Consider the following 17,475-nt stretch of genomic DNA (forward strand, 5'->3'; position numbering starts at 1 on the left):
GCTTGCCCTGCCCGAGGCGGGCTAGTTAGTGGCGGCGGGCTTCTTTACGGTTGAGCTTCTCAATGGCGGCTTCCACCTTGGACTTGCGGTGACTCAGCTTCCAGAGGCTAAAAGACTGCGTCAAGGTACTCTTGCCTATCTCCACGAGGGAAGGCAGCCCCTGCCGGATGAGTGCCTCATTGATTTCTTCCTGGGTGGCGCCCTGCTCCTTCATCTGCTCGACGATGATGTTCGCCTCCGCTATTTTCCCGGAGGTGAGCGGGTGGTTTTCGAGGCTGGTTTCGATGTCTACGAGCTCATCGTAGAGTTCAGTTTTTGTTTTTGCTATGGTGCTGTCTTCACCGTCCTTGGTTGACGTGTTCTGTGGCGTAGCGGGGGTGGGGGCGTTTTCCCTCATCACCGGGTGTTTTGAACGGTATTTGAACCGTACACTCATCCTAGCAAACGAGGGGGGTGGAACAAGGATTGCAACCTGTGAGTACGCTGCGTATTTGCGGAACTAGAGGAAGGCTAGAGCAGCACTGAACCCGCCGCGTACGCCGCGCTGAACGCGCCGCGTGGCACACTACCTTGCTTCCCTCGGCGGTTCACCGCACGGGCCATAAGGTGGAGCGTACACTTAAGTCATGCGTGAATTACAGGCACAGATTATCCGTGAAATGGGCGTCAAGCCCAACATGACCGAAGAGCAGGCACGCGAAGAAGTGGAGCGCCGCATCCAGTTCATCTGCGACTACCTGGAAGCCACTGGAAGCCGCGGCCTGGTACTGGGCATCAGCGGCGGCATTGACTCCACCCTGGCGGGTCGCCTCTGCCAGCTGGCGGTGGACCGCCTCAATGAGCGTGGCCGCACCACCGAGTTCGTGGCAGTGCGTCTGCCCTACCGTGTGCAGCACGACGAAGAGGACGCGCAGGAGGCGCTGCGTTTCATCCAGCCCACCCGCTCCCTGACCTTCAACATTGCCGAAGCCGTGGATGGCTTCGACACCGCCTACGCTGCCGCGACCGGCGAGCAGATTAGCGATTTCAACAAGGGTAATGTGAAGGCGCGCGCCCGCATGATCGCCCAGTACGCGATTGCTGGCGGCCCCGGCTACCTGGTGGTCGGCACCGACCATGCGGCGGAATCCATTACGGGTTTCTTCACGAAGTTCGGTGACGGCGGCGCGGACCTGCTGCCGCTGGCTGGTCTGAATAAGCGTCAGAACCAGCTGTTGCTGCGTGTTTTGGGTGCGTCTGAGCGTCTGTGGGCTAAGCCTCCGACTGCTGACCTGCTGGACGGCGTGCCCGGCCGTACCGATGAGGATGAGCTGGGTCTGACTTACCCGCAGATTGACGACTACCTGGAAGGTAAGGAAATCGGCGAGGCGGAAGCTGCAAAGCTGGAGCAGATTTACCTGCGTAGCCGCCATAAGCGCACTACTCCGGTGACGATTTTTGATTCGTGGTGGAAGAACTAGCGCGGAAGAATCTAGCGTCTTCCGGTTGAGCGCCTCAACCAGCGTAAGAACTAACGTAAAAGCCCCGGGCTCCTATGTGGGAGTCCAGGGCTTTTACTATGTTTTCGCAGGCTGAGGACTATGCCTTCTGCTCGGACTGTGCGCCAGAAACCTGGGCAGCCTGAGCATCAGATTCCTCAGAACCTTCAGCTTCTACCTCAGGCTCAGCGGGCGGTACCTTCGTGCCGCCCGTAGCGAGGAACAGTACCAGACCCAGCACGCAGGCGAGCACCTGAGCGAAGGGGAACGCCCAGGTCAGGCCCTTAAAGCCGAACCACATATTGCCGAAGTACACGGCGGGGAAGAACAGCAACGCAATGCCGAGGGTCATCAGCATTGCCGGGCCGCCCTTACCGGATGCCTGGAACCAGGAGACAAACACGATGCTGACCGCGTTGAACACGGCGGCAAGCATCAGCGCGACCAAGACCTCTTCGCCGGTGGAGACCAGACGCTCATCACCAACCACGGCAAGCAGTTCGCGGCGGAAAATCAGCACCGGGATAGTGAGCACCACGGAAGTTGCCACAGACAGTATGGTTGCGGTGCGCAGCGCCTCCTTCACGCGGGCGCCGTTGCGGGCACCGTATGCGTAGGCGTACAGCGGAATACCGCCCATGCACAGGCCCATACAGAGCATTTCGGGCACCATGTTCAGGCGCATTGCTAGGCCGAATGCCGCCACAGTATCATCACCGTAGGAGGCAGCGAGGTTGTTCAGCAGCAGGGCGGAGAAGATCAGGTTCAGGCTCTGAATGAGCTCAGCGGCACCGACCGCGACCACGGGCTTAATGATGGCGGGGTCGAGGGAGAAGTCACGGATGTTCGCGGAGAAGTTCTCGCTCTTACGCATCAGGAACAGCAGGTAGTACAGCATGGACGCAACGTTCGCCAGGACCATCGCCCAGCCGGCACCGGCGATACCCATGTCCATGATGGCGATGAACAGCACGTCAAAGATGCAGGTGACGACGGTGCCGACGATGATGCCGTACATGGACTGCTTGGCGTAGCCTTCGGATCGGACCAGCTGTTCCAGGGTGAACATGCCGATGGCGAAGGGGGCGCCGAGGAACATGAGGTGCACGTAGATGCGGGTCGGTTCGTAGGAGCCGCCGGAGGCACCCATAATGCCGGTAATCGGGTCGGCAAGGATGAAGCCGATAATGGCGGCGATAACGCCTGCACCGAGTGCCGAGTAGAGCGCGAAGGAGGTGACACGGTGGATTTCGTGGGCGGGCTGGCCTTCGCCAAGCTTGCGGGAGGCGAGGGTGGAGGCGCCCAGACCGAACAGGCCCGCAATTGCCATGATGACGCCGAAGACGGGCACACCGTAGCCGGTGGCGGCGAGTTCTTCGACGCTGCCGTAGTGGCCGACGAAGTAGGAGTTCACCACGTTGTAGATGCTGGTGATGGCGAGGCCGAGTGCCATGGGCACGCCGAGAGAGAGTAGCGCCTTGAGGATGGGGGCGTCTTTGAGCAGGTAGATGTTCTGCGGGTCTTCGCTTGCACCGTGCGGGCCATGTCCTGCGGTGGGTGCGGTGTTGTTGGATGCGCCGTTTTTGGGCGCGTTGTTTTCAGTCTGGTGGGACGTCATAGGTTCCTTGGTCTGTGCGGTCCGGTCACTTGTGTGCGTCAGATAGACGGCTGATGTCCGCGAGTGTGCGGGGCCGGGGTGCCCGAAATGTCTTACTCATTCCCTGGGCCGTTGAGGCTTCCGCGTAGGGGGGGTGAGTGCGGGCGTAACTTTCATATTTTACCGATGTTCAGTGCGGGTGGGTAGATACTCACCCTGAGCAAAACCTGCCTTATAGCCGCTTGGGGTGCGCAGATACGGGAGGGCGCACAGAGGCAGCGGCAACATAAAGTAACGAGACGCCCCTCCCCGTTCAGGGGTGGGGCGCCTCACCTCATACGTATCGCATGTAGGAGCGTGAGCTATTCGAGCTCAAGCGGGCCGAGCACACGCGACACCTCAATGTCCAGGCGTTCCTGGATTTGGTGCAGTACGTTCGTGTCGATTCTGCCTTCGTCACGCAGACGCTCAAGGATGTCACGCTGAACTTCGAGCACGCCCAGGCGCAGTTCCTTTTCCTTTTCGTTCGCTTCGAGCACCTTCAACACATTCTCGGGGGTGTCCTCGCCGTGCATGTGCAGGGTGTGCAGGTTGCGGTACATACTCATGTTGAACATGTACTCTTCCGCGATGCGGTCGATGACTTCCTGCGGGGCGTTGATGCGTCCACCGATTTCCTGGATGGAGTCGAAGGACTCGGCAATCAGGGTGCGGATTGCTTCGTTCATCTCTTCTTCTTCGCTGTTGTCGACCGGCAGGTTCGCCCAGCGGATCACGGCGGGCAGCAGCATGCCCTGCACGACCATGGAGCACAGCACCACACCGGACACCACGAAGATCACGAAGTCGCGGTATTCAACACTCGCCGGGATGGACAGCGCCACCGCCAGGGACACGCCGCCGCGCAGACCCGCCATGGTGGATACGACACGTCCGCGGTGGGTGGTGCGCAGGGTGCGCTGCTTTTCGCTGCGGTCAAGCAGTCGAATCGTGAAGATGGACGCCTGCAGGAATACGTAACGAATGGCAACGCAGGCAATCCAGGCGACCAGCACAACGAGCAGGCCGTAGCTCCAGGTGGTGCCGTAGAGGTTGATGGTGACACCCATACGTTCCACGGCGGTGGGCAGCTGCACACCGACCATGACGAACAGCACGGCGTTCATGACGAAGGTGACGAACGCCCAGGTGGGCAGACCGTAGGTGCGGTTCTGCGGTTTGATGGTGTCCGGGCTGTAGTAGGTGAGAAAGAACGCCGCAATCACGACAGCAACCACGCCGGAGCCCTTCATATCGGGGAAAGGCTCGATCTTCTCCGCGAGCAGGAACGCGATGAAGGGCACGGTCAGCATGAAGCAGGTGAACCACATCGGGTTGTCGATGTGGGCACGAATCTTGTTGGCTACCCAACCGACTGCCAGACCGACCAGAATACCGATGAGGAAGGAGAAGAAGAACATGCCGCTGGAGTGGCCGAGGGAGAGTCCTTGGCCGGCGGCTACCTGCATCGCGAGGGTTAACAACACGAGGGTCGTGCCGTCGTTAATGAGTGCCTCCGCCTTAAGCGTGGTGATGGAGGACTTGGGCAGTTTGCCGTTGAGGGTTGCGACGGCGACTGCGTCGGTGGGTGCGAGCGCCACACCGATGAGCAGGGCCGCACCCCAGATGCTCACGCCAACGAGCTCGTGCAGAATCCCGGCGACACCGAAGGCGGTCACGATGACCAGCAGCTTCCGGTGAGGATAATGCCGCGGATGCGGGTGCGCGCTTCACGCCATGAGGTGTTGCGGGCTTCCCAGAAGAGCATGATGGGCAGGAAGATTTCGAGGATGACGTGCGGCGGCAGGCCAATACTCTGAACTTCGTGCAGTTCGTGGGCGGGCATAATGCCGATAGCCAGGCCAATGAAAATCAGCACAATGGCGGGGGTGATCCGCGTTTTGTGCGCGATTGCGCTGCCTACGAGGACAGCGAGGGATAGTGCGATAACGACTTCGAGCATGCTGTTCCTTTTCTTGGGCACAGGGGTACTGGACGCTCGGGTGCTGATATGGGTGTGCCCGGGCGCAGTTCCTGGTGCGCTACATGGTCTGTGAAATGTGTTGATGGTTGCCCTGCGGGCTTTTGTTCTAGGTGGCGTTTACGATGTGGTGAGCGCCTACCCGCGGTGCCCGTGTGCAGGGTTCTACTGGGTTAAAGAGTATACCGGCGGTTTTATTTCCTACGCTCGCTGGCGGGGCTGTCTACTTCATGGGTGCGGGCACCTTTCATGACATTTTGTGTCATTCTGACGTAAACTTCGGGTCGTACCGTGTCAGAGAACAGAAAATCCACCTCCGTGAGTGCGCGTGAGCACTCAGAACGTGAGAAGATAAGGTCATGACTGATAACAACACCGTAACCGGCAGCCCGCTTGTTAAGCGCGGCCTGGCCGACATGCTCAAGGGCGGCGTCATCATGGACGTCGTCACCCCCGAACAGGCTAAGATCGCTGAAGATGCTGGCGCTGTTGCCGTCATGGCTCTCGAGCGCGTTCCCGCGGATATTCGTGCGCAGGGCGGCGTGGCTCGTATGTCTGACCCGGACATGATTGAGGGCATCATTGATGCTGTTTCGATCCCGGTCATGGCGAAGGCACGCATCGGCCACTTCGTTGAGGCTCAGATTCTGGAGACCCTGAAGGTCGACTACATTGACGAGTCTGAGGTTCTTTCCCCCGCTGACTACGTGAACCACATTGATAAGCACCAGTTCAAGGTTCCTTTCGTGTGCGGTGCTACCAACCTGGGTGAGGCTCTGCGCCGTATCACCGAGGGCGCCGCTATGATCCGCTCGAAGGGCGAGGCTGGCACCGGTGACGTCTCTGAGGCCACCAAGCACATCCGCACCATTAAGCGTCAGATTGCTGAGCTTCAGGGCCTGTACAACACCATGCCCGATGAGCTGTACGTGAAGGCTAAGGAACTGGCTGCACCGTACGAGCTGGTTCGTGAGGTTGCTCAGACCGGCAAGCTGCCCGTGGTCATGTTCACCGCTGGTGGTGTGGCTACCCCCGCTGACGCTGCAATGATGATGCAGCTCGGTGCTGACGGCGTGTTCGTTGGTTCCGGTATTTTCAAGTCGGGCGACCCGGTTGCTCGTGCGAAGGCTATTGTGAAGGCTACCGCTTTCTACAATGACCCGAAGAAGGTTGCTGAGGCTTCTCGCGGCCTGGGTGAGGCTATGGTCGGCATTAACGTTGCTGACATTCCGGCACCGCACCGCCTGGCGGAGCGCGGCTGGTAATTCGCGCGCGCACCCCGTTTGTGGGGTGAGTGTTTGATGAGGGGGTGGGGTTCGCTGAGGCGGGTCCCACCCTCCTTGTGTTTGTTGATTTGTGAAGGGAGCGGTGATGAAGGTTCAGCCTACCGGTGTTTTGCCGGGTGAGGGTTTGACGGTTGGTGTTTTGGCGTTGCAGGGCGGCGTGAGCGAGCATGCGGAGATGCTGGAATCTTTGGGTGCGCAGGTACGTTGGGTGCGTACCGGTGAGCAGCTTGAGGGTCTGGATGCGCTGGTTCTGCCCGGTGGTGAGTCGTCGACGATTGACCGTCTGACCCGTATTTTTGGTGTGCGTGAGCCGCTGATTGAGGCGATTTCTTCGGGTCTGCCGACCCTGGGTACGTGCGCTGGCCTGATTATGTTGTCGAAGCATATTAATGATCCGGCGCCGGGTCAGCAGTCGCTGGGTATTTTGGCTGTTTCGGTGGGCCGTAACGCTTTTGGTTCGCAGGTTGATTCTGCAGAGGTGCGCCTGCCGTGGCTGACCCCTGCCGGTGATGAGGTGGTTATTGATACGGCGTTTATTCGTGCGCCGATTGTGACTGGCACTGGTGAGGGTGTGCAGGTGACGGCTCGTCATGAGGGGAAGATTGTGGGTGTGCGTTCGGGCAACCTGATTGGTATTTCTTTCCACCCTGAGGTCACGGGCGATACGACCGTGCATGAGGAGCTGCTGGCTCTGGCACGCGAGGTGAAGGGCAGCTAGCCCCTCCCCCCCCCAAAAAAAATAAGCCCGTTGAGGAGCGTTTAAAGAGTTGTGGCGGTGACCGTTGTTCGGTCACCGCCACAACTATTTTTGAGTGGGCTTATGGTGAGTGGGGTTACGGGCGGGCGCTGCTGGGGGTTTGGGGCTGGGCCTTCCACTGCTGGTAGGCGCTCGTGGCGAGGAATCGTGCACGGTTGCCGTCGCTGAGCGTCTTGACTTGCGTAAACATGGAGATTATCGGGCTCTTGGAGCAAATACGGCACAAAGACACCAGCATCAGATATTGTTATTTGCCCGATAATCAGCAGAAGCCAACATATCCAGAGGGGCACGGTTGGAGCGCCCTTTATGCAACCTCGAACTCCGTAAAAGCCTGCACCTCAACGGCCCAACGCTACTGCAGGAGGAAATAGATAAGTCCCCTAACGTATTCCCAGAGCAGTACCAAGATGACGCACTGCACAACAAATGCGGCTATAGCTGCGAGGGTTGGTATCCAGTAGCTACGCTTAGAACATGCAATAAAAACTGCTATAAAAATAACGCATGAGACAATATCGGGACCCCAGAGAATGAATGCCTGTAGATCATATGGCCACAATATTCCATGCATATATTCTGTAGGGACTTTACATGAACTTAAGATATTGCCTTTTAAAATTTCATAAGTCCCATACATTTTAAAAACTAAATATAGCGATGCGATCCAAAAAATTCCTATACGAAGCTTGACACCCAGCCACATACTAAAAGTCTGCCATAAGCTAGCTGATACAACTCCCACCACAAAGAAGGGTATATAGTCGAAATATGCACTTTGCCACCTATCACATGGCGATACAAATCTATAGAAATCTGCATACAGGGCAGTTGGGAAAATATAGAAAAATTGCAATACAATGAGAAATAAGATATACAAAATTATTTTCTCATTTACGGCAAACATCTTATAAGTAGAATTCATGATGCCATTTCCTTTCAGTAGCATAAAAAGCTAGTAGCGGAACATCGAACACATAGCCTCAATGTTGTTTTTCTTATCCACTAAGCCTCAAAGCCAATACTGGGATAGGTAGGCGACCCGCAAAGCCTCCGCACTCTTACCCTATCTACCTCATGTTTAAGCAGGTCAGAACCTTAAGACTACTGGGTAGCACACTTTGTGTCTAGAGTGTTGGTTTTAAACTAAGATGATATTTTCCATTGACCGCATATCAAATATTTGGGTATGTTTAGACGCAATATATCGTTCCATCCCTCTTGTGAGGTGGTCTCATGACCCACACCCCTGTTTTTCTTTCGTTCCGTTCCAGCGGTCTACGACGCAGTGCCGCGCTGGCGATTCTTCCCCTACTTCTTGCCTCCTGCGGTAGCTCCACCAGCACGGCATCAAACACTCCCGCACCCTCGAACACGACTGTGACTTCATCCCCGTCAGCTTCAAGCGCCACCGGATCCGCTTCCTCTTCCGCGGCGAAGAAGAGCTCCACCCCCTGCCTTGAACCTGACGAAGCCGCGAAAGCTCAAACCCTCAAGCAGCAGGAAGCCATCAGCGCCGACCGCGGTACGGCACTGCCCTCCTACGTCTCCGCGCGGCATGTTGTGCGCAACCAGGCGAACTTCCCCACCCGTGCCGAAGCTGAATCAGCAGGAGCCGAGTGCCTGGCGCTGTACGAGAAGAACAAGGCCGATCACGCCTACGCCGCGGCGTGGGTGCGCGCTATCGATGACAATAACGTGGCAAGCGGAAAGGTAGCCTCCGGCCCGCGCAGTGACATCCAGAGCGCAGACCCCTACAAGGCAAGCAACTACGTCGATATTCGAGAGGGTAAGGAGTACTTCCCGACCCGCCAGGAGCTACTCGCGGCAAACTACCCTGAGAACTACATTGTTGCTTTTGAGGCGTGGGCGCAGCAGGCGCCAGCCGATGTGAAGCAGAAGAGCGACGCGAACCGTGCGGCCGCTAAAGATACGCGCTGGTCTGAGGTGGTAACCCTGCCCAGCCCCGACAACCCTGTCTAATCGAACCCCGTCTAATCTGAGTCTGTCTCATCTTAAAAATAGTTGTGGCGGTGACCGTTGTTCGGTCACCGCCACAACTATTACACGCTCGGACTAAGGCAGGAACGCCAGCCCAAACTCAATAATGATTAGCGCAATAGCACACGCGAAGAGTACCCCACGCGACACATTGAACTTCTGCCAGAGCTCATACAGCTGCCGAGGAACCACCCAAATAACGCACGCATGAAAAGCAAGCGAGAACGAGGCGTTACCCCACTGAATAATCATCAGGGCAAGAGCAAAACCCACGCCGAGCACATCCAGGATGCGCAGGTGCTTTCGCGCCTGCTCCTTCTGCTCCCGATAGCCCGGGTCGTTTGGCGACGTTCGCGGTGCTTTCTTCAGCTGACTCACAATGACCAAAACCGCCAGCGGGATCAGAGAAATATCGAAGAACATGGGAACCGCCTTTCATGTTGGGGTTCGCTCGCTACGCCGGTGACGAGCTGATGGCGCACCATCATTGGTGAAAACTTCTCAAAAATAAGTAGTGTGCAACACGTGCATAACGTATTGTGGGTTACTTTACAGTACACATAGAACCTATTCAAGAGGTAAACAGCCCCCCCCCCGAAAAATTTTGAAAAAATAAGGGCGCCGGGAACCTTACGTTCCCGGCGCCCACTCCCCAGCTGTTCATACCTCAGCGGGATTCAATTTAGAGGCGGAAGAAGCCTTCCACCGCGCGCGTCATGTACGCCATATCGTCCACATGGCACATCTCGCGCATCGAATGCATCGACAGCAAACCAATACCCACATCCACGGTGCGCATACCCAGGCGAGTCGCCGTAATCGGGCCAATCGTCGAACCACACGGCATATTGTTATTCGACACGAACTCCTGATACGGCACACCAACCTTCGCACACGCCGCAGCGAACACGCCAGCACCCACCGAATCCGTTGCATAACGCTGGTTCGCGTTAATCTTCAGCAGCGGGCCACCACCGGGCAGCGGCTGCACGGTCGGGTCGTGGTGACCCTGATAGTTCGGGTGCACCAGATGACCGGCATCAGCCGACAGACAGAACGACGCCGCCACCGAACGGCGGTACTCCTCCGTGCTCTCACCACGCGCAGCGGACAGGCGCACCAGAATATCCTCCAGGAACGGGCCCGCCGCACCACTACGCGACTCCGAACCAAGCTCCTCATGGTCGAACGCTGCAAGCATCACGGTCTCGGTGGCGTACTCGTCCGCATTATCGGCAACGTAACGCTCCAGGGCGGTCAAACCCGCATGCACCGAAGACAGGTTATCCAGGCGGCCGGAAGCGAACAGCTCCTGATCGGCACCGAAGCGGCACGGCGGCTGCGAATCAGCGAACAGCAGGTCGTAACCCACAATGTTTTCCGGGTCGACCGGCTCGCTGTCAATCACGTGCTTCGCCATGTAGCCGAGCACATCATTCTCCGCCGGGTCCACGCCCCACACGGGGTACATGTTGAACTGCTTGTCCAGCACCAGTTCGTTGCGCTTGTGGTCCAGGTGCGGCGCCAGCTGCGGGATGCGCGCAATCGGGCCGGTGCGCACCAGGCGGTCCTTCAGCTCCCCGCCCTCAAGGACGGTGAGGCGGCCCGCCACGCACAGTTCGCGGTCCAGGAAGGAGTTCAGCAGTGCGCCGCCGTAGTTCTCAACAGCAATCTGGTGCCAGCCCTTCGTGGTGATGGAGGAGGAGGGCTTGACCTTCAGGGAGGGCGAGTCGGTGTGTGCACCCAACACGCGGTAGCCGCTTGCCTTCTGCGCCTTCTCGCCGCCAGCCCAGGCGATAATCGCGCCGTCGCGAACGACAAAGTGGCGGCCGGTTGCGACCTGCGGGTCCCATGCTTCAGTCTCTATAAGCTCGGTGAAACCTGCTGCTTGCAGGCGGCGCGCTACCGTGCGCGCGGCGAGGTAAGAGACCGGCGAATCCGCCACGAATGCGGCGAGGTCTTCAATATTTTTTACAGCATCAACAGTCATGGTTTAACCCTACCTTTTCTTGGGTGTTGACGGGGTGACCCGGGCGATAGCCCACGCGGTGTGGAGCAAGAGCCCTGGTGAGGCCCGCATGGAGTGGGGCGGGTGGGTTGGGGTAGCTGGGCTAGAGCAACCCGCCACAACCTTTAGTTATCAACCTTGAGCGGCTGTGTTTCACGTGAAACCTCGCCGCGGCGAGCGCGTGCGTTGAAGATCAGGCAGGCGAGCACCACGTACAGGCCTTCCAGTGCGATACCCTGCAGTGCATCCACGGGGGTCACGCCCTCGGAGGCGAAGGGATCCAGACCAGCCACCATGGACAGCAGCATCAGGATCACGTTATTTGCCACGTGCAGGCTGATGGAGGCTTCCAGACCGCCGGTGTACCAGCAGAGGAAACCGGCATAAATACCCATCGCGAGAATCGTGCTCTGACCCCAGGGGTCGTATGCGTGGGAGAACATGAACAGTACTGCGGGTAGCACAATCGGCAACCAGGGGGTGCGGAGCCAGCGGCCAAGCATCTGCATCATGAAGCCGCGGTAGGCAAGCTCTTCGGCGTAGCACTGCACGGGTACGAGGAGCAGCATCATCGCTATATAAACCCAAAATTCAACCTGTGGAGGTTGAAAATAATGGTATTCAGGCAGGTTCGCACCGCTCACCACCAGCATCACGGCGTAGTAGATGCCGTAAACCGCGAAGCTCAAAGCCAGGTACGGAAGCAGCAGTGAGCGGCGCAGGCGGCCCGCCACCGAGTGGATTAGACCCCAGGGCTTCGGACCCACGACTAGGCGCGCTACAAAGAGCGAAGGCACGATGGCGACGAGGGAGAGGAAGGTCAGCGCGAACAGTGCCGGGTGTTCCATGATGACGGCACGGTTCGTAGCTACATTCTGGAGGGAAACTCCCGAACCCCTAACCGACATAACCAGGGCGACTGAAATGATCAGGTTGAGGCCAATAAATACGGCGACGCCGAGCAGACCTTCCAGCAGGGGTGAGAACCAACGGGATTTCGGGTCGGCATGGGAGAGACGGTGGTAGGCAAGGCCGGCAGGCGCAGTAGCAGCTGCGGGGGTTCCGGCGGCTACCTGCGGAGGTGCGGGAGGCGGTATCGTGTTCATTCTTTAATCCTAGCCTCCGCGGGTTCACTGGTGACCGCGCATACGGCAACCTTCAAGAACTAATCGATACGGGATGTTTCAAAACCATTGAAAAGCCGTGAATTACAGTCAAAACCCACCATTCACGGGGTTCATTTTCTGAACCTATGCCATAATTTGTAGCGATAATACGCTCATATACATAGTCGCTGATGACCGCTCTTCCGGGGTGTTTTTTCAGCACCAGAAAGGCTACTTTCTTATGGCACTCGTCTTCAACCCGCCGCCCAACTGGCCCGCTCCTCCTGCCGGATGGGCCCCCACTCCCACGTGGCGTCCTGACCCCGCGTGGGGTCCCGTTCCTGAAGGCTGGCAGCTGTGGGTCGAAGAGCCCGAGCCCGAACCCATTCAGGTTGAAGAGGCCACTATTGAGCCACTGATTCCCAAGGAGCCCGCTGCTGAGGCAGCTCCCGCTGCGCAGGTTGTAGAGGCACCCGCGGCTGAGTCAGCTGAGGATTCCTCCGGGTCCAAGCCGATGCGTCACCTGACTCAGGTTCCGCTGGCCGGTGTCACTCTGCCCGAGCAGGTTCTCGCATCCCAGTCTTCCGCACTGTCCGATCCCGCTGTTTCTGAGCCGGTTGTTTCCGAACCTGTTGCAGAGCCCGCTGCTGAGGCTGTTGAAGCTCCCGTAGTACCGGCTGTTTCTGAGCCCGCTATTGCTGAGCCCGTCGCCGAGGTTACTCCCGAGGTACCGGCGGCAGCTGAACCGGTTGCTGAGGGTCCCGTAGCTGAGGTTCCCGCCTCCACCGAAGAGGCTGCCCACACCATCGAGAGCTCCCCGCTGGTTAAGTTCCACACTCCGGAAACCGAACGTACCGTGAACCTGTCTGAGCAGCCCGGACAGAACGCGCAGGGCGACCAGAACGCGGCGTTCATCCCGGCGGGTCAGGTACCGAATGGTTTCCACCTGAACCAGGCTGATGGTTTCCAGGGCCAGAACTTCCAGGGTGGCCAGAACGTCCAGGGCAGTCAGTATCAAAACAACCCCTACCAGGGTCAGCCGTACAACGCTCAGCAGCCCTACGCGGGTCAGGTGTCTGGTCAGGACCAGGCAACCGTGGCACTGAGCAACCCCTACGGTACCGAGCCCGCAGCTCAGGGCAAGGACAACTCCCAGAAGAAGGGCCTGTTCTCCGGCACCAAGATTTGGGGTGTTATCGGTGGTGTGCTGGCTCTGCTGATTGTTATTATCCTGGCGATTGTCATGCTGGTTCCGCGTGGCGGCTCGACACCCACCTCCAATTCTTCCAAGTCGGCGAGCACAGCGGTTACTTCCTCTGAGGCATCATCCCCTGAGGCTTCTTCCGCAGCGCCGGTCGCTGCTGCTGAAGCGAAGATGCCCGAGGGTGAGTTCAAGGAATACAAGAAGACCATCAACGACAACAAGGACACCATCGAGATTGAGAAGCTCAAGGGCGATGTGTCCACAGGACTGCTCTACTACGAGTTCAAGCCCGCAGATGGTGTGGTTAACGCCTTCATCTCTAGCCGTGATGAGAAGGGCAACAACAGCGCAGGTGTGAGCGTTATCGACTCGACCCGCGACAGCAAGGACCTCAAGGGCACCGCATGGATTGACGCGAGCGGCCACTCCACCCCCACCCGTAAGCTGGAACTGACCGGTAAGGGCGAATGGACCATTCGCGTCTACGATGCAGACTCCGCACCCCACTACAAGAAGGGTGAGAAGTTCCAGAGCACCATGAACCACTACGCTTTCACCTACGAAGGCACCGAGGCGACCATGGAGTTCCAGACCAGCGGCCCGACCAGCCGCGGCTTCAGCGTTCTGAACGCAACTAAGAACGACCCGTTCTTCTCCTCGACCATGTCGCCTGTGAAGGGCAGCATACAGTGGGTTCAGAACAACAAGAGTTACCTGCAGGTTCGTACCGACTCCACAATTACCTGGAGCATCGGCACTAACTAGTGGCTTGGCTGACTAGATCAACAGGCTGGGTATAAAAGTATCCCCCGCATCCGAATAGGTGCGGGGGATACTTTATACCGGAATATTTATATACTGGGATACTTTTATGCCCGGAGTCTATGCTCTGAGGTTCTGTCGGATGGGCTTACGCCCCTGCTGGATGCGCCCGCCGCCGTGAGCGGGCAGCAACCGTGAGCAGGTAGCCGCCGTGAGCAGGCGGTTTCTTTAGCGGGAGTACTTCGCCTCTGCCAGTTCGGCACCTGCGGCGTATGCCGCACGTTCCACCAGCTGACGATTCGCCAGGTACACGAAGAACGTCACCAGGATGAACAGGTACATCAGCTGGTACGGCATAGTGCCAGCCATCAGGCCCAGGGATCCCTCGGGCACCATCAGAATCTGATCCGAGTTGAAGTGCGGGGAGAGCGCCAGCACAATCCAGAACGGTGAAATGTACATACCCACCAGCGCCGCAGTCGCCAAGATAACAGCCAGCGTGAAGACGAAGGAGCTGACCCGCTGGTACATGAGCGGGAAGATTTCCATGACCACGGCGGCGAGCATCAGCGGGTACCAGGTGTTGTGGTGCGACCAGCTGATCGGCGAAATCTGCAGCATCATGAACGCGGTCAGCGCCAGCTGCGCCATGAGCGCGCGGGCACGAATCAGCGGAACCAACAGAACCGCCGTAACCAGCACAATCAGCAGGGTCAACGCCACCTGCACCACCGACAGGGCGGTAGCCGTCAGATGATGCTGCAGGCCCGCATGGGTCAACGTACCCATAATTGACACATTATCAAAGTAGCTGAACCAGCCCACACGCGAAGTATCACGCACCGCGTGGAACCAGAACGTCAGCGACTCCTCCCGAATCACTAGGAAGCCGATACCCACGGTCGCGGCGAAGCTAGCACCCAGGGTCGCGATGCCCTTCCAGTCCTTACGCATGAGCAGCAGCAGACCGAACGCGAGCGGGGTCAGCTTAATACCCGCCGCAATACCCAGCAGCACGCCGCGCGGAATGCGGGTTGCCGGACGCATAAAATCAGCGAGAATCAGCACTAAAATGATGGCGTTAATCTGCCCAAAATGTGTGGTCAAACGCCACGGGCCGCACATCCAAATAAGCGCCGCAATCAGCGACACCATACCCCAATGACCCAGGTGCTTCTGCAACGGCAGACGCCACGAGCGGCTACGCGCGTAGGAGTACAGCAGGTACGCGCACCAGTAGCAGAGCGCACAAATAATGGCGGTAATCAGCAGCATGCTCTGTGGCTCGGTGAGGAACGCGAGCGGGTAGAAGAGCAGCGCCGCAAACGGCGGGTAGGTAAACGGCAGGCCGCGCGTGCGGAAGGTGTACAGCTGGTAGCCGTCCGGGCCGTCCGCGAGGGAGACAGCGCCCAGGCGGTACACGTAAATATCGTCGGCCGCCGCGTGCGTCACGTAGTCGAAGGCGTAGAGGGCAACCAGGATGAACAGCAGGTGCGCCCAGAGAGCGCCGCTGCGCATGCCGGGGATGCGGTCAAAGAAGCCTGGACGCGCAGGTTTTGTGGGCTCTGCGGCAGGCTCCGCACGTTCTACAGTGCTTTTAGCAGCCGGTTCCGCAACCGCGAAATATGCCGAAGCCCACGGGATTATAGACGCTACCGCCTCGGCGTTCTTCTCGCGATTCTTCTCGCGGCTCACGCGGTTGCCTCCCGAGAAGTAGTAGCCGCGTATTCAGATACAATGGCACGAGCACCCCACCAGCCCAGGGGCGCATCGCTTTCGGCTGGTTCAACCGGAGCGCCACGCACCGGCGCACTCAGTGCGGCAACCGACCAGAACATGACCGTAGCCCACAAGGCAAAGGATGGAAAACCACCAATAGCTACGCCGGGCCCCCATAGGAATTCCAAGCCATTCATATCTAGCTGGGTGATACTGCCGATAATACGCGGTGAAATATACAGGCCCACACCGGCCACCCACGCCAGCACGCACGCAATTTTTTGTGCCGCGGAGGGAAGATACACCATAAAGGTGGGGAATGCGTCTAGGATAAGGGCTGCCAGCAGTAGCGGCAGGAGAACATTGTGATGCGACCAGCTAATCGGTGAAAGTGCCACCATAAGAGTGCCGGTCACGGCCACCTGTGCAAGGGTTTTGCCGCGGCGTTCAAGCTGGTAGAGCAACACGGCAACCAGGGCAATGCTGAGCGCGGCCAGGGCGTAGAAGCCGAGCTTGAGGGCTGTGCCCTTCAGACCGAAGTGCATGAGCCAACCCTGGATGGAAATATTATCCACGAAGTTAATGTCGCCCACGCGGGAGGGGTCAGAGATTGCTGAGAACCAGAATTGGGGAGCCTCATTCGGCAAAAGGATAAAACCGACCGCAATTGTTGCCAGGAAGGTGGCGCCTAAGGCCGCGATGCCCTTCCAGTCGCGGCGCACCAGCAGGATAAGGCCGAAGACCAGCGGAGTAAGCTTTAAGCCACCCGCAATACCGACGAGCACACCGCGCGGCACGCGGGTTGCCGGACGCACAAAATCGGCAAGAATCAGCGCCATAATGAGCGGATTAATCTGCATGAGGTCAAAAGTACGTCGCCACGGGCCGCACAGCATCACCACGATGGTCAAGGCAGCGATAGTTCCGGTACGACCGAGGCGACCCTGCAGGGGTAACGCACGACCGGAAGTCTGGGCATAGTTATAGATAGTGGCCGAAAGCCACCAAGCGGCGGCCGTGGTTCCCAGCACCATAATGGCTTTGCCTACCTCAAGCGGCAGGAACGCAAAGGGCAGGAAGACTAGAGCCGCAAACGGCGGATAGGTAAAGGGGAGCTTCAACACCCCAATTTCAATAAATGCTGGCGCGTATAAATCCTTGGTAAACCCCTCATTGTCGAAGATGGTCATGGCACCCATGCGGTATATGGAAAAGTCCAGACCGCCGAAGGGGTTAATAAGGATTTCAAAGAGGTAACCGCACACCACCATGAGGATGAGTGCCACAATAGCGATTTTTCCCCAGATGGGGGTGGTGGAGTCAGTCCTTGTCACGAGGTGCTTGTCCTTACCTTGGTACCGGCGGATGCGCGCATAAGGTGGGCGGGCATCTGATTTTGGAATCCTAATAGTTTATCGCGCGCACCTGTGAAAGGTGCATTGGGGAGAAGATTCGCAGGGGAAGAATCAGTTGAGCGCACAAGCACAACTATCACGGTATGAGCCGCCTTCATATGCACGTCATGTCTTCAAAATTG

At 58.2% G+C, this 17,475-nt stretch carries 15 protein-coding genes; 5 read left to right on the top strand and 10 right to left on the bottom strand.

All coding sequences use genetic code 11. The annotated features are described in order from the left end of the window. Window positions 1-25: 25 nt before the first annotated feature. Window positions 26-397, bottom strand: a complete 372-nt coding sequence (locus tag QFX07_RS08115) for a recombinase (RefSeq protein ID WP_279754972.1) — start codon at window positions 395-397, stop codon at window positions 26-28. Between the two features lie 229 nt (window positions 398-626). Between QFX07_RS08115 and nadE the strand changes: the two genes are divergently transcribed. Further along, window positions 627-1,460 (top strand): ammonia-dependent NAD(+) synthetase, encoded by an 834-nt coding sequence (nadE, locus tag QFX07_RS08120; RefSeq protein ID WP_279754971.1) that lies wholly within the window; start codon window positions 627-629, stop codon window positions 1,458-1,460. A gap of 118 nt (window positions 1,461-1,578) precedes the next feature. Here the strand turns inward: nadE and QFX07_RS08125 are convergent, their stop codons facing one another. From QFX07_RS08125 to QFX07_RS08135, 3 genes are all read right to left on the bottom strand, one after another. Beyond that, window positions 1,579-3,096, bottom strand: coding sequence for an MATE family efflux transporter (locus QFX07_RS08125; RefSeq protein WP_279754970.1), 1,518 nt, complete (start codon window positions 3,094-3,096; stop codon window positions 1,579-1,581). Window positions 3,097-3,437: 341 nt separating this feature from the next. Next, window positions 3,438-4,793, bottom strand: coding sequence for a cation:proton antiporter (locus QFX07_RS08130; RefSeq protein WP_279754969.1), 1,356 nt, complete (start codon window positions 4,791-4,793; stop codon window positions 3,438-3,440). Further along, the gene (locus QFX07_RS08135) at window positions 4,790-5,077 is read right to left on the bottom strand and encodes a cation:proton antiporter domain-containing protein (protein WP_279754968.1); all 288 of its coding nucleotides are present in this window, start codon (window positions 5,075-5,077) and stop codon (window positions 4,790-4,792) included. The genes QFX07_RS08130 and QFX07_RS08135 overlap by 4 nt, the downstream gene beginning before the upstream one ends. A gap of 377 nt (window positions 5,078-5,454) precedes the next feature. On the opposite strand from QFX07_RS08135, the gene pdxS reads away from it, so the two are divergent. Together pdxS and pdxT are read left to right on the top strand one after the other, a co-directional pair. Then, complete coding sequence (gene pdxS / locus QFX07_RS08140; protein ID WP_254757469.1) at window positions 5,455-6,360, top strand: pyridoxal 5'-phosphate synthase lyase subunit PdxS; 906 nt, start codon at window positions 5,455-5,457, stop codon at window positions 6,358-6,360. Between the two features lie 106 nt (window positions 6,361-6,466). Next, on the top strand, window positions 6,467-7,099 hold the full coding sequence (pdxT, locus tag QFX07_RS08145) for a pyridoxal 5'-phosphate synthase glutaminase subunit PdxT (RefSeq protein WP_279754967.1): 633 nt from the start codon (window positions 6,467-6,469) through the stop codon (window positions 7,097-7,099). Between the two features lie 394 nt (window positions 7,100-7,493). Here the strand turns inward: pdxT and QFX07_RS08150 are convergent, their stop codons facing one another. Next, complete coding sequence (locus tag QFX07_RS08150; RefSeq protein ID WP_279755139.1) at window positions 7,494-8,063, bottom strand: hypothetical protein; 570 nt, start codon at window positions 8,061-8,063, stop codon at window positions 7,494-7,496. Window positions 8,064-8,374: 311 nt separating this feature from the next. Between QFX07_RS08150 and QFX07_RS08155 the strand changes: the two genes are divergently transcribed. Continuing rightward, on the top strand, window positions 8,375-9,121 hold the full coding sequence (locus QFX07_RS08155) for a hypothetical protein (RefSeq protein WP_070675252.1): 747 nt from the start codon (window positions 8,375-8,377) through the stop codon (window positions 9,119-9,121). A 93-nt stretch (window positions 9,122-9,214) separates the two neighbouring features. On the opposite strand, the gene QFX07_RS08160 is transcribed toward QFX07_RS08155, so the two are convergent. The 3 genes from QFX07_RS08160 to QFX07_RS08170 form a co-directional block, all read right to left on the bottom strand. Next, window positions 9,215-9,562, bottom strand: a complete 348-nt coding sequence (locus QFX07_RS08160; RefSeq protein WP_279755140.1) for a hypothetical protein — start codon at window positions 9,560-9,562, stop codon at window positions 9,215-9,217. A gap of 259 nt (window positions 9,563-9,821) precedes the next feature. Then, on the bottom strand, window positions 9,822-11,129 hold the full coding sequence (locus QFX07_RS08165) for a M18 family aminopeptidase (protein WP_279741537.1): 1,308 nt from the start codon (window positions 11,127-11,129) through the stop codon (window positions 9,822-9,824). A gap of 143 nt (window positions 11,130-11,272) precedes the next feature. Next, on the bottom strand, window positions 11,273-12,253 hold the full coding sequence (locus tag QFX07_RS08170; protein ID WP_279755141.1) for a CPBP family intramembrane glutamic endopeptidase: 981 nt from the start codon (window positions 12,251-12,253) through the stop codon (window positions 11,273-11,275). A gap of 241 nt (window positions 12,254-12,494) precedes the next feature. On the opposite strand from QFX07_RS08170, the gene QFX07_RS08175 reads away from it, so the two are divergent. Further along, entirely contained in the window at window positions 12,495-14,222 is a 1,728-nt protein-coding gene (locus QFX07_RS08175; RefSeq protein ID WP_279755142.1) for a hypothetical protein, read from the top strand. 225 nt (window positions 14,223-14,447) lie between these two features. Here QFX07_RS08175 and QFX07_RS08180 read toward each other — a convergent pair whose 3' ends face one another. Then, the gene (locus QFX07_RS08180; protein ID WP_279755143.1) at window positions 14,448-15,914 is read right to left on the bottom strand and encodes a glycosyltransferase 87 family protein; all 1,467 of its coding nucleotides are present in this window, start codon (window positions 15,912-15,914) and stop codon (window positions 14,448-14,450) included. Further along, window positions 15,911-17,272 (bottom strand): glycosyltransferase 87 family protein, encoded by a 1,362-nt coding sequence (locus tag QFX07_RS08185; RefSeq protein WP_279755144.1) that lies wholly within the window; start codon window positions 17,270-17,272, stop codon window positions 15,911-15,913. Before QFX07_RS08185 ends, QFX07_RS08180 begins: the two co-directional genes overlap by 4 nt. Window positions 17,273-17,475: the final 203 nt, after the last annotated feature.

The organism is Rothia similimucilaginosa (assembly GCF_029850985.2).
Classification (GTDB): domain Bacteria; phylum Actinomycetota; class Actinomycetes; order Actinomycetales; family Micrococcaceae; genus Rothia.

Excerpts from the sequence above, each read along its gene's own strand:
- QFX07_RS08115 (WP_279754972.1), bottom strand. The coding sequence starts at position 397 with ATGAGGGAAAACGCCCCCACCCCCGCTACGCCACAGAACACGTCAACC.
- nadE (WP_279754971.1), top strand. The coding sequence starts at position 627 with ATGCGTGAATTACAGGCACAGATTATCCGTGAAATGGGCGTCAAGCCC.
- QFX07_RS08125 (WP_279754970.1), bottom strand. The coding sequence starts at position 3,096 with ATGACGTCCCACCAGACTGAAAACAACGCGCCCAAAAACGGCGCATCC.
- QFX07_RS08135 (WP_279754968.1), bottom strand. The coding sequence starts at position 5,077 with ATGCTCGAAGTCGTTATCGCACTATCCCTCGCTGTCCTCGTAGGCAGC.
- pdxS (WP_254757469.1), top strand. The coding sequence starts at position 5,455 with ATGACTGATAACAACACCGTAACCGGCAGCCCGCTTGTTAAGCGCGGC.
- pdxT (WP_279754967.1), top strand. The coding sequence starts at position 6,467 with ATGAAGGTTCAGCCTACCGGTGTTTTGCCGGGTGAGGGTTTGACGGTT.
- QFX07_RS08150 (WP_279755139.1), bottom strand. The coding sequence starts at position 8,063 with ATGAATTCTACTTATAAGATGTTTGCCGTAAATGAGAAAATAATTTTG.
- QFX07_RS08155 (WP_070675252.1), top strand. The coding sequence starts at position 8,375 with ATGACCCACACCCCTGTTTTTCTTTCGTTCCGTTCCAGCGGTCTACGA.
- QFX07_RS08160 (WP_279755140.1), bottom strand. The coding sequence starts at position 9,562 with ATGTTCTTCGATATTTCTCTGATCCCGCTGGCGGTTTTGGTCATTGTG.
- QFX07_RS08165 (WP_279741537.1), bottom strand. The coding sequence starts at position 11,129 with ATGACTGTTGATGCTGTAAAAAATATTGAAGACCTCGCCGCATTCGTG.
- QFX07_RS08170 (WP_279755141.1), bottom strand. The coding sequence starts at position 12,253 with ATGAACACGATACCGCCTCCCGCACCTCCGCAGGTAGCCGCCGGAACC.
- QFX07_RS08175 (WP_279755142.1), top strand. The coding sequence starts at position 12,495 with ATGGCACTCGTCTTCAACCCGCCGCCCAACTGGCCCGCTCCTCCTGCC.